Below are 11,739 nucleotides of genomic sequence, written 5' to 3' on the forward strand. Positions count from 1 at the left end.
GTATGACTCCGGCCCACTGACCCTCAGCGCGGGCAGCGACCTGCTGATTGCGGCCATCGATAACCTCGGGGCGGGGCCAAGTCCGGTACAACTGCTCGCTATCGGTAGTGATGGTGCCACGCCCATCTTGTCTGCAGATGAGCAGGCACAGCTGAGAGTGGTTCATGCCGTTGCGGATGCACCTGCCGTCGATATCTGGGTAAATGGCGCGGCGCCGACAGCAGCCCCGCTGCAAGGATTGGCCTATAAGGGCAACACCTCATACCTGGGCCTGGCCGCCGCCGCGTATGACTTTGTGGTCACGCCAACCGGCTCAGCCACCCCGGAGGTGATCAATGCCAGCGATGTATCGCTCAAGGCGGGCGCTCGTTACTCCCTGTTTGCCGTGGGCCAGCTGCTGACCCCATCCGGCGAAACGATAGAGCCTCTGTTACTGACTGATACCGGGCGTTCGGTTGCTACCGAGGCTCAACTGCGGGTGCTTCATGCTGCCCCCACAGCACCGGCCGTCGATATCTATCTGACCGCAGGTTCGGATATCACAGGTGCTTCACCAGCGCTCACCGCAGTGCCTTTCAAGGCATCCAGTGAGTACCTTGCCATTGCTGCCGGGGATTACTATGTGACCATCACGGCGACAGGTGACAAGACGCCGGTCATTGGCCCCTTGCCGGTCACCCTGGCTACTGGTCAGGTGTTAACAGCCGCAGCGCTGTCTGACAGTGTCGGTGGTGTGGAGCCGGAGTTGCTGATCCTGGATGACACCAGTAGCAATTGATGACCCCCGGTCATGCAATGGACTGATAATCAGACCCAAACCGATGCCTTCAGTTTGGGTCTTTTTATGGCTGGAAATCGGCATTCGCACGCTTGAGCGAGCTGAGCCAACAGGAAGGCAACACCGGAAGGGGAGTCAGAAACCCGGCCGCCAGACGGAGCCGGGTGAATTGTAAAGAGTAGGGTGACAGGGGTAGGAGTCAGCCTAGTCTAATCAACTCGATGGGCGCATAACGCTCTTGAGTGTTTGCCAGCAGCACGCACTTCTCATGCTCCGCCTGATAGGGGGTCATGTTGTCGGTGCGGGCCTCTTTCAGGCAATCGACGGCGCCAGTGGCGGCAATCATGACGCGCTGACCCAGGTTCAACACATTTCGGTTCCGGTCATAGATCTTCATTACATTCTCCTTTGCTTGGGTCCTGGTGGATACACTGGCTGGTGTCCAGGACAACGGCTTTCAGACTACGCCCCTGAAAAAGGTGATTTATGTCACAGATCAAAAAAGGGGCAAAGAGGGATTCATGGGATGTAAAAGCGGGCATGGCGGGTTGGTCACCTTCTGCCGGTCACCCAGCTCCCCGGCATGTCTATGACTGGCTTGGGCTACGTTTGCCCCCATTGCTACGGCGCAGTTTTGGTAAAAAAGCCCGCGAGAATATCGCAGGCTCCCGATATAAAATAGGTGCTGGATTAATTGAAGTAATATCCAAGATATATGAATTTGCCTTTGGCGTCTTCATTCAGATCCTGAGCAAGTACCACTGCGCTACGGCCAAAATCGCAGAATGCACTCTCTACCGAATCACCATATCCAGATTGCAAGGTTGCGATATAGTCAGCATCAGCATTTTTCTGATAGCACAGATAGATATATTGACCGCCAGCACCGTCATTAAGATCAACATCCACTTTTTGCCAGCCAGTAGGAGCAGTCGCATCTTTGCCGGTAATAAAGCGCATGGCTGCGACCCCCTTGCCGCTGGTGCCAGTCTGATAATAGATATAAATATATTTCCCTTCCGCTCCCTGATTGAAATCCTGGGGGTCATTATTTTTATTACTGACGACTTGCCAACCACTTCCTGCCGGCATTCCGTGAGTCCAGTCAGCGTTATCAAGTGCCCGTGCTGTCATTTCCACGATATAAGACATGCTTAACCCTCATTGGTATAAACAGGCGCATATAAAAAACTATCTCGCTACTGAATCAGGCAGCTAGATATGGTTGGCTACAAATATATTCTGCGCCTTACTCCTTAAATATATCCGTAGCAAACCCAATAAAACCATATCAGATGGCGAAAAACGCATCGGTCAAATTTAGGCGTAAATCTGACAGGGGCACGCACAATGAAAAGCATGAGACACTCGATCTTTTATGTCGGCCAACTCCTGTCGCAGCAAGATCCAGACTTTATGGGGGAATGAGGGTTATCCGATGGAAAGTTGCGTTATATTGGTGGCCGATTAGCCAGTCTCATTCACTGTGGCCGCGCATCCGGGCCGCTGTTTCAACAAGATGGAGAGTGCTCATGAATCGCGACATTACCGCCCAGTTTATCAAGATGCTGACCAACCTTGACCAGTGCCTGGCCAAGGCCGTAGCGCATGCCGAGGTGAAGCTGTTCAGTGTGGAGAACTTCTTCGGCGATCGGCTGATCGTCGATATGCTGCCCTTCAGCAAGCAGGTGTTGATCTGCTGCGATTCGGCGCGGGCCGTGGTGGCCACCGCCAGCCACAGCGAGTTGCCTGTGATGAGGGATGATCCCAAGACCATGGCGGATCTGCGCGCCCATATAGCCAGGACCATCGTCTTTCTGCAGAGCAAGCTGGACGCGGACTACAGCCAGTATGCCAGCGCCCGCTACGTGCCCCACTGGGCCGGTGGCAAGGTGATGGATGGCCATACCTGCATTCATGAATACGGCATCCCCAATTTCTACTTCCACCTCACCATGGCCTACGCCCTGCTGCGCCGCGCCGGGGTCGATCTCGGCAAGCGGGACTATCTGGGCGGGTTGAACCTGCAATAAGGCCCAGGGCTGCCGGAATGAAGAGAGCCTGCCATGTGGCAGGCTCTCTTTTTTGGGCGGGCGGACCCGCGCAACCCGCTCGGGCCCGTGCCCGGCTACTCAGCCGGGATCTCGGGTTCGACCAGGGCGGCCAGCTGGGTCAGGGACTCCTGCCAGCCGAGATAGCACATCTCCACCGGGATAAGCTCGGGGATCCCGGCCTGCTCGATGGCAAGCTCGGTACCGCAGAGCACTCCGGTCAGGCTGACGGTGACGCGCATCTCTCCCGGCAGCCCGGGGTCGTCGAAGCTGTCGGTGTAGCGGATGCGCTTACCGGGTTCGAGCTCGAGATACTCGCCGCCGAAGGCGTGGCTGTGGCCTGTACCGAAGTTGGTAAACGCCATCCGGAAGTGGCCGCCGACCCTGGCCTCCAACTGCGCCACCCGGCAGGTGAAGCCGTGTGGCGGCAGCCACTTGGCCAGCGCATCCGCCTCGATAAAGGCCCGATAGACCCGCATCGGTGGTGCCTTGAGCACCCGGTGCAGTCGTACTGTTCCCGTCGTCATGGTCAACGCCTCCTGGTTGAGATCCGCATCAAGGGTAGTCGTCAGCGCGGGGCCATTCCGGTATGACCGCCAGATCAGAAGGGGCCGTTACTCTCGCGCAGCTTGTCTGGCAAGCCATCGTGATCACCCGGTTCGCGCCCGGGCACATCATTCCAGTGCAGCTTGCCGAGGGTGATATTGCGTTCGGGATGGACAGTGTAGTGGATGCGGTTGTCCTCCCGAATCGTGTCGCCGATGCAGAGCAGCCGCACTAGTTGGTGTTGGTGATAAAGGTGTGGGCCAGCCCGTCACCGGCCTTGAAGGCCACCGAGTCACCCGGTTGCCGCCGATGGAACACGCCATCGAGCCAGACATCGGGCGTGCCTTCCAGTACGTGGACGAACTCATCCTCGGTTTTTTCGGCGTGGGGCCAGCTGGTGTGATGGCCGGGCTCGACGATCTCGTGGTGACGCGCCTCTGTGCCGACAGGTGACGGGGCCATGGAACCCGGCGCTGCCGTCACTTCTGTTCGCTAACACTGTGCTTTTTCAATGTATCGGCAAGGATTTGATCAAGGTTGCGGTTATTTCGGCCATTCGCTCATATAATCGCCGCCATGAAAATGATTCGGAAGGATTCGATGGTCACGCTGATGGCGGCCCTGTGCGGGCTGCTCTGGACCTGCCTGGTATGGGCGGCGCCCACCCCCTTTGTCGCCATCCCGACCGGCCCGTCAGCGGCCAGGGCGACAACGGAACAGGTCAGCATGGAACCGCTGCTATCCTGGTTCTCCGGCGAGTTATCCAGCTGGGAGCAGGCCACTTATGACACCCGTTTCACCAGTGCCGAGCTGCGGTTGGTGGAGATCTGGCCCGGCTACAAGGGCTTTCGCTGGGTCTATGCCGAGCAGTTCCTGACCGAGCGGGCGGTGCGCCCGTTTCGCCAGCGTATCTACCGCTTTTCTCCCGTCCCTGATGGTCGCATCCTGATGGCCGAACTGACCATGCCCAGAGCCGTCGACTTCGCCGGGGCCTGGCGCGATCCCAGTCTGCTGAACTCCCTCACCCCGCAACAGCTCTCCCTGCGTCAGGGCTGCGAGATCTGGCTGACCCGCCAACCCTCGGGGGAGTACGCAGGTCACAGCAAGGTCGGCAGCTGCGCCACCAATTTTGGCGGCGCCAGCACCCTGGTGCAGTACCTCTGGATCGGCCCCGACAGCGTCAGGCTGCTGGACCGGGCTTATGACAACGAGGCCCATCAGCGTTGGGGCAGCCCGGGCGAGGGCTATGTCTATCTGCGCAAGGCGACGCTGCGCGGGGAGTAATCCCGTTCTGACCTGCCTCTCATACGGGCAGATCCAGCTCATGGCGGTGGTTGCTGGGGTAATCGATCAGCAACCGAGGCGCAGCGGCATGGACTTCCTGGCCGAATAGCGCAGGTTGACCGGGCGCGGGGTGGGCAGGGCATTTATCACCGGGACTTTGGTTGTCCCCTGGTGCGATTGCATCGCCACCGCATCGAGCCCATGGCGCCGGCCTGACTCCGTATGCAAGGAGGGCAAAATGGCATTATTCCTGTCTTGGACAGGGGGTCGCGAGCCTTTTGCCAACAGTGAAGGGGTCTGAGTGGGGGTTGCCAAGACACGAACGGGGGGCCAGGCCCCCCGTTGTTTATGCGATGCAGGATCAGAGCTTGAACAGCGGCCGCAGGCGAATGCCGATCAGGCTGCCGGCCAGGGCCATCAGCATCCAGACCCAGCCGTGCAGGCTGCCCGACGCCGTACCATCGAAGAAGCCACCCAGATTGCAGGCGCTGTACATGGCGCCCATCCCCATCAGCAGGCCACCGATGATGGATGCCAGGCTGTTGCCGAGCCGCATCGGGGCGAAGTTGCCGCCCCCGCTGATGCAGCGCGCCAGCATGGCCCCCAGGATGCCGAGCCAGAACATGCCGACCATGGGATTGATAAAGAGCGGTTGGGCCAGTTTCGGGTTTCCCTCGAACAGGCCGAACAGGGAGGCGCCGCGCAGCGCCATGTCATAGACGGCGCCCGTGATGGTCCATGCCGAGCCGTGCAGGGCCACTACGCTGGAGTTGAGCAGGGCGATGAGAATGCCGCCGGTCAGCACGGTGAAGCGGCTGTCGCGCCAAAACAGGTTGCCACCGCTGAAGAGGGGCTTGAGCTCGCCGGTGCGTTTGAGTTCGCTGTTGCGAAACAGCAGGAAGAGCACGGCGACCAGCGCCAGGTTGAGCAGCATGCCGCTCCAGAGATTGCCGGTGAGGTCTTTGGCCAATACCACATGGCTTGTGAAGGTGGCATCCAGCGTGGGGCGGAACTGGTTGCTGATAAGGGTACCGATGCCGTAGCAGAGCAGCACCAGCCAGAAGCGGGGCTGCCCCTCGCCACAGCCGTAAAGGGTGCCGGTGGCGCAGACGCCCGCCAGCTGCATGCCGATGCCGAACAGGAAGGCGCCGACGATAAAGGGAATGCCGATGGCCATCACGTTGCCCACCATGGCATTGCCAAACAGGGCGTGACTAAAGGAGAGGAGGCCGGTGAACAGCAGGATCTCGATGGCGATGGTGAGCAGGTGAACCCGCACATAGTAACTGTTGCGCTTGGTCAGCATTTCGCGCCAACCGAACACGATGCCGAAGCGGCTGAAGGAGAGGGTGAAGCCGAAGCCGAATCCGATCAGGGCCATCAGGGCCCATTTCATACCAAAGGTGTTGCCGAGCCAGAGTAACGCTCCCCCCGCGAGTGCCACGATGGGGAGCGACCATTTTCGATTCATGTTGTTTCCTGTGCGTCATGAGTGAATGGAAGCCGTGCATCCTATTCCCACATTGAGTCCAATGCTATCGGTTTGGTTGATGGTAAGGATTGCGGGACACGGGGGCTAGCCATGTCCCAGATGGTCAATTGCGGAGGTTGGCGGGGGTATCGAGGTGAAAATGCTGGGTCTGTTGGGTCAGGATTCGTGAATGTCGGGCCACGGTATCGGCTTCTTCCGCAGCCTGACGTGCGTTGTCGTTGACCTTGGTTGCGAGCTGTGACATTTCAATGATGCTGCCGCTGATCCCGTAGATCCGTGTTTTCTCTTCTCCCATCAGGGTGCTGACCTGGGTGATCCGCAGGCAGATTTCGCCACAGCTCTGCTCGATGCGGGTAATGCTCTGTTTGGCATCTGCAACATGCCCTACCGTCTGCTCGACCCGAGTCAGTTCGGTATCCATTTCACTCACAGCTCTCTGGCTGACATCCTGTATCTTGCCGATGATGGTAGTGATTTCGGTCGTTGCCTCGCCGGTGCGATTGGCCAGTGAACGTACCTCATCGGCAACCACGGCGAAGCCACGCCCCTGTTCGCCGGCGCGGGCCGCTTCGATGGCCGCGTTGAGCGCCAGCAGGTTGGTCTGTTCGGCGATGCCGTGGATTACCCCCGCCAAGCCGGATATCTGCTGGGATAACCCGGCCAGGTCTGCAATGGTGCCAGAGACCTGTTTCACTCCGTGAGCCTGGGCCTGGATCACTTGCTCCACCCCTTGTATGACCAGCCGGGTGGCACTGGCGTGAGCTTCTGACTGGGAAGTCAGGTTGCTGACCTGCTGCAGCTGTGCATCTCCCTCCTGGATCAGGGCATATAGCTGCTCGATGACCTGCTCAACCTGCTTGGCCGCCCCCACTTGGGTTTGGCTATCATCGACATGCTGGCGAGAGAGGGTGGTCAGGCTGGTGGCCTGGTCGTTCAGCGAGCCTGCGCTCTGCTGCAGTGACGCCACCAGCGTTGAAAGCTGATCCCGCATGCTGCCAATCCGTTGGATCAGATCACCGATCGCATCGTTGCCAGGGTTTGGCATGGGGCAGTTCAGTGCACCGGCGGCAATGGCGGCGGTGGCCTTGCCTGCCTCCAGCAGGCGTTGCTGGGTTGGCCGTCCCAACCAGAAGACCAGAGTACATCCCATCAGGGCCGCGAGCAGCAGTAGCCAATAGCTCATCCGGGTGGTCTGGGTGAGTTGTTCCAACTGTGCGGTCGCAAATTGGTTGCCATGGGTGACGGTGGCATCCACCCCGAGCCGGTGAGCCCTGTATATAGTGTGCAGTTCAGCCGCTATGGCGGTGGCGCGCTCCAGATTGCCCTGCTTGATGGCCGGAATGAACTGACCATTGAGGAGTTGCCAGAAGTGCTCGCCCTGTGTGCGCTGCTCACCAAGAAGGCTCCGCTTGAGATCTTCATCCAGTGCGCTTTCCTGCCAGAAGCGGTTGCGGGTGTTGAAATCCTGCTCCAGGCGGGCGAGGGATTGCAGCAGATTCTCCTGTTCATCTGCCGTGGCATGCAGCAGGGTGTAGACCAGCAGCTGGGACTCAATTAGATAGAGCGGGGGAGGCAATATGTCGGCGACGACATCTTTCCCTTCCCCCATCTTGTCTGCTGCGTTTTTTACCGAGTGCATTCCAAAAAAACTGATTGATATCAATACGATGAATATCAATATGCCCAGCGCTTGACTGAAAAAAAGCGAGCGGTTGTGAATTGCCTTCAACATGTAACCTCCATTCGAATCCATATCATGGATAGCATAGCCCTATCCTGAGCCAACGCCCTGAAACCTCAGAGACGGCCCGGTCCGCGGTATTTGATGGCTTTTTCGGTAGTGGGGAAGGGCATGGATGGTAGACCAGGCTCAGTGAGAGGGAGCGTATATGGGGAAAGGAACTGACTGGTTGACCAGCCTGATATTGCAGCCGATCAGCGGCATCGTAATATTATTACATTGCTATTTTTAATTGATTTTTAAAAAAACGAATTTAAATTTTGCGCCCTCGAATGCTTTTGGGTAGAATCTCGGCGTGTTATCAACAGATGGAAGGATATTATGGAAAGCGACAGTTGTAGCCGATTGCAAATCGCGATGTGGGCTTGCCAGAGCTGAGGTTGATATCCTTTCTTCCCCCTCACTCTGATTGCTCAGAGTGCAGCATAGAGTGCAGCATCTATATGAGTCACCTTCGACTCTCACAACCGCTTAATTCCGGCCTTCATCAGGGATTGTCGTTGTAAATCTGGATTGTTCCGCTCACCTGCGAGCCATGCCGCCTCGCGACCCCTGCAATTGAACGCTTCATCATGCGCCCCGGGCGCTGCCCGTCAGGGCTGCCACAGCGTCGGAGCCGTGCATCGGCGCCGTGGCCGGGAAGTGATCGAGCGTAAAATAACAAGATGGACACTACCATATTGAAAACAGATTCGTTTTCGATAGGACAGGTTGCGAAATTAAATAATTAATGTGATTGCTCAATATATTTCGGTCGTAGCAAGGGTTGCGCCGTAATATTTCCATGGGGTGCGGTTTTATAAGTTGTCTTCCCCCGCCCTGCATCGCTGACATTATTCCCTGCCCGGCATCCAGTTATTTCAAGCTGTCGTTATCCTTATTTCCTTTATGGGTGTATGCCGCTCTAGTGGTGGGATCACCGGACTCGTCCGCCGATAATACAGACCCGCGGGTTGTGCCCGCCTGCGACAGTGTATCTGGCTGTCAGTGGCTGTGCCCTGCTCTCTTTCCACCCCACTCGGAGGATATCGTATGACCGAAGAGCCCAAGCCTCGACCCTCGGGGTCCACGCCTCCCCACACCTGATCCCCCTGCGGGTAACAGGATGCGGAGTCCTGATCCCTGATAGCCCCTACCTGCTGGCAAGCTTGCCCGACAGACATGCCGTCTGGCGGCGCCATGCTGCGCCTGCGCTAACCGGGGGCCCATTGCCTGTCTCACATTAGAACTGACGCCTGGCCTGGCCCGCGACAGGGCCTTGCTATAAGCGAAAATCAGGATAAAGAGTTATGAAGCAACAACATACCGCCAGCCGGCACAAGCAAAAGGGATTCGTCTCCCCTGGCCGTGCCAATGAGAAGCTCTCCTCACGGGTGCTCGACGAGGCCGACAAGTCCCTCGAATACACCCTCACTGCCGTGCGCGGCAATATCGACGGCCTGACTGCGACCGAGGCGGCCAACCGCCTGATCCAGTTCGGCCCCAACGAGGTGACCCACGACAAGCCGCCCCATCCGCTGATCCAACTGCTGCAGGCGTTCAAGAACCCCTTCGTGATGGTGCTGATCGTGCTCGGACTGGTCAGCTACGTGATGGACGTGCTGATGGCCGACCCGGGTGATGAGGATTGGGTCAAGGTGATCATCCTCGGCGTCATGGTCAGCCTGAGCGGCCTGCTCCGCTTCTGGCAGGAGTACCGCTCGGCCAAGGCGGCCGAAACCCTCAAGTCGCTGGTACGCAACACCGCCACTGTGCAGCGCCGACCTTCGCCGGGGGCCCCCTCCTTGCGCAAGGAGGTGGCGATGGTCGAGTTGGTGGTCGGTGACATAGTGCACCTGCAGGCGGGGGACATGATCCCGGCCGACATCAAGCTGATCGAATCCCGCGATCTCTTCATCAGTCAGGCGGTGCTGACCGGCGAAGCCCTGCCGGTGGAGAAGTACGACACCCTGGGGGCGGTTGCCGAGAAGTCGGCAGACGGCAGCAGCTCGGGGGAGGTGGGCCTGCTCGACCTGACCAACATCTGCTTCATGGGCACAAACGTGGTGAGCGGCACCGCCAAGGCGGTAGTGGTAGCGACCGGCAGCGATACCTACTTCGGTTCGCTGGCCCGCAACGTGGTGAGCCACAAGCGCATCGAAACCAGCTTCGATCGCGGCGTGAACAGCGTCACCCGGTTGCTGATCCGCTTTATGCTGGTGATGGTGCCCGTGGTCTTCATGCTGAGCGGCGTCAGCAGCGGTGACTGGATGTCGGCGCTGACCTTCGCGCTGGCGGTGGCGGTGGGGCTGACCCCGGAGATGCTGCCCATGATTGTCTCCGCCAACCTGGCACGGGGCGCCGTGGCCATGGCCAAACGCAAGGTGGTGGTCAAGCGGCTCAACTCGGTGCAGAACTTTGGTGCCATGGACGTGCTCTGCACCGACAAGACGGGCACCCTGACCCAGGACAAGATCATCCTGGAGCACCACTACGACGTCCGTGGCAATCGGGACGACAGGATCCTGCAGCTGGCCTGGCTCAACAGCCATCACCAGAGCGGCATGAAGAACCTGATGGACATAGCCGTGATAGAGCACGCCGATGCGCTGGGACCTGGCTGCAAGCCGGCTGGCTACCGCAAGGTGGATGAGCTGCCGTTCGACTTCGTGCGCCGCCGCCTGTCGGTGATAGTGCAGGATGAGGGTGGCCAGCAGCTGATGGTCTCCAAGGGGGCGGTCGAGGAGATGCTCTCCGTCTCCAGCTACATTGACGACGGCAAGCAGATCCGCGTGCTGGATGAGGTTGAGCGCCGTGCCCTGTTGCGCCAGAGCGAGGAGTACAACGCCGACGGTTATCGGGTGCTGATAGTGGCGACCCGCGATATCCCGGCCACCGAGTGCAAGCAGAGCTACCGGACCAGTGACGAGGCAGGACTGGTGGTGCGCGGTTTCCTCACCTTCTTTGATCCGCCCAAGGAGTCGGCCGCCCCGGCCATCCGTGCACTGCACGATTACGGCGTGGCGGTCAAGGTGCTGACCGGCGACAATCCGATCATCACCAGCAAGGTGTGTCGCGACGTGGGGCTGAACCCGGGGGTGCCGCTGCTCGGCAAGGACATAGAGATGATGGACGACGTGGCGCTGTGCGAGGCGGTCAAGCAGACCACCATCTTCGCCAAGCTTACTCCGCTGCAGAAGTCGCGGGTGGTGAAGGCGTTGCAGGCCAACGGCAACACGGTCGGTTTCCTCGGTGACGGCATCAACGACGCACCGGCACTGCGGGATGCGGACGTGGGGATCTCGGTGGACAGCGGTGCCGACATCGCCAAGGAGACTGCCGACATCATCCTGCTGGAGAAGAGCCTGATGGTGTTGGAGGAGGGGGTGATCAAGGGGCGCGAGACCTTTGGCAACATCTTGAAGTACCTCAACATGACCGCCAGCTCCAACTTCGGCAATGTCTTCTCCGTGCTGGTGGCCTCCGCCTGGCTGCCCTGGGCGCCCATGCTGGCGATGCAGATGCTGATCCAGAATCTGGTGTATGACGTTTCCCAGATGCTGCTGCCGTGGGACAAGATGGACCCCGAGTTCCTCAAGCGGCCGCGCAAGTGGGAGGCGAGCAACATCAAGCGCTTCATGCTGTGGCTCGGTCCGACCTCCTCCGTGTTTGACATCAGCACCTTCTGCCTGATGTGGTTCGTGTTCGGTGCCGGTGCCATGTATGCCACCGCCAACGGCAGCATGGATCCCCTGGTCAACGGTCAGGCCATCATGAACTCGGGCTGGTTCATCGAGGGGCTGGTCTCCCAGACCCTGGTGGTCCACATGCTGCGGACCCGCAAGATCCCCTTCCTGCAGAGTACGGC

9 protein-coding genes and 1 pseudogene are annotated in these 11,739 nt (G+C 59.1%); 4 read left to right on the forward strand and 6 right to left on the reverse strand.

Translation table 11 applies throughout. The annotated features are described in order from the left end of the window. A partial coding sequence (locus tag AAC083_RS20675; protein ID WP_146181752.1) for a DUF4397 domain-containing protein occupies window positions 1–778 on the forward strand: 778 nt, incomplete at its 5' end. 199 nt (window positions 779–977) lie between these two features. On the opposite strand, the gene ydfZ is transcribed toward AAC083_RS20675, so the two are convergent. Together ydfZ and AAC083_RS20685 are read right to left on the reverse strand one after the other, a co-directional pair. Continuing rightward, window positions 978–1,175, reverse strand: coding sequence for a putative selenium delivery protein YdfZ (ydfZ, locus tag AAC083_RS20680; protein WP_042033966.1), 198 nt, complete (start codon window positions 1,173–1,175; stop codon window positions 978–980). 293 nt (window positions 1,176–1,468) lie between these two features. Continuing rightward, window positions 1,469–1,930 carry a hypothetical protein gene (locus AAC083_RS20685; protein ID WP_052449290.1) on the reverse strand — a complete coding sequence of 154 codons (462 nt, stop codon included), beginning with the start codon at window positions 1,928–1,930 and terminating at the stop codon, window positions 1,469–1,471. A 380-nt stretch (window positions 1,931–2,310) separates the two neighbouring features. Between AAC083_RS20685 and AAC083_RS20690 the strand changes: the two genes are divergently transcribed. Then, on the forward strand, window positions 2,311–2,811 hold the full coding sequence (locus AAC083_RS20690; RefSeq protein WP_108537604.1) for a DUF1993 domain-containing protein: 501 nt from the start codon (window positions 2,311–2,313) through the stop codon (window positions 2,809–2,811). A 95-nt stretch (window positions 2,812–2,906) separates the two neighbouring features. Here AAC083_RS20690 and AAC083_RS20695 read toward each other — a convergent pair whose 3' ends face one another. Both AAC083_RS20695 and AAC083_RS20700 read right to left on the reverse strand, forming a co-directional pair. Beyond that, entirely contained in the window at window positions 2,907–3,356 is a 450-nt protein-coding gene (locus AAC083_RS20695) for an SRPBCC family protein (protein WP_108537605.1), read from the reverse strand. 74 nt (window positions 3,357–3,430) lie between these two features. Beyond that, a pseudogene (locus AAC083_RS20700) lies at window positions 3,431–3,804 on the reverse strand (cupin domain-containing protein); the annotation flags it as partial. A gap of 171 nt (window positions 3,805–3,975) precedes the next feature. Here AAC083_RS20700 and AAC083_RS20705 point away from each other — a divergent pair. Further along, window positions 3,976–4,659 (forward strand): chromophore lyase CpcT/CpeT, encoded by a 684-nt coding sequence (locus tag AAC083_RS20705; RefSeq protein WP_181364842.1) that lies wholly within the window; start codon window positions 3,976–3,978, stop codon window positions 4,657–4,659. A 361-nt stretch (window positions 4,660–5,020) separates the two neighbouring features. Here AAC083_RS20705 and AAC083_RS20710 read toward each other — a convergent pair whose 3' ends face one another. Together AAC083_RS20710 and AAC083_RS20715 are read right to left on the reverse strand one after the other, a co-directional pair. Beyond that, window positions 5,021–6,130 carry a YeeE/YedE thiosulfate transporter family protein gene (locus AAC083_RS20710; RefSeq protein ID WP_244462995.1) on the reverse strand — a complete coding sequence of 370 codons (1,110 nt, stop codon included), beginning with the start codon at window positions 6,128–6,130 and terminating at the stop codon, window positions 5,021–5,023. A 124-nt stretch (window positions 6,131–6,254) separates the two neighbouring features. Next, window positions 6,255–7,790: a methyl-accepting chemotaxis protein gene (locus AAC083_RS20715; protein WP_258224799.1), complete on the reverse strand. Its 1,536-nt coding sequence runs from the start codon at window positions 7,788–7,790 to the stop codon at window positions 6,255–6,257. 1,391 nt (window positions 7,791–9,181) lie between these two features. On the opposite strand from AAC083_RS20715, the gene mgtA reads away from it, so the two are divergent. After that, on the forward strand, window positions 9,182–11,739 hold a 2,558-nt coding region (gene mgtA / locus AAC083_RS20720), incomplete at its 3' end, for a magnesium-translocating P-type ATPase (RefSeq protein ID WP_108537608.1).

It is taken from the genome of Aeromonas sp. HMWF014, from assembly GCF_963878295.1.
GTDB classification, from domain to species: Bacteria; Pseudomonadota; Gammaproteobacteria; order Enterobacterales; family Aeromonadaceae; genus Aeromonas; species Aeromonas popoffii.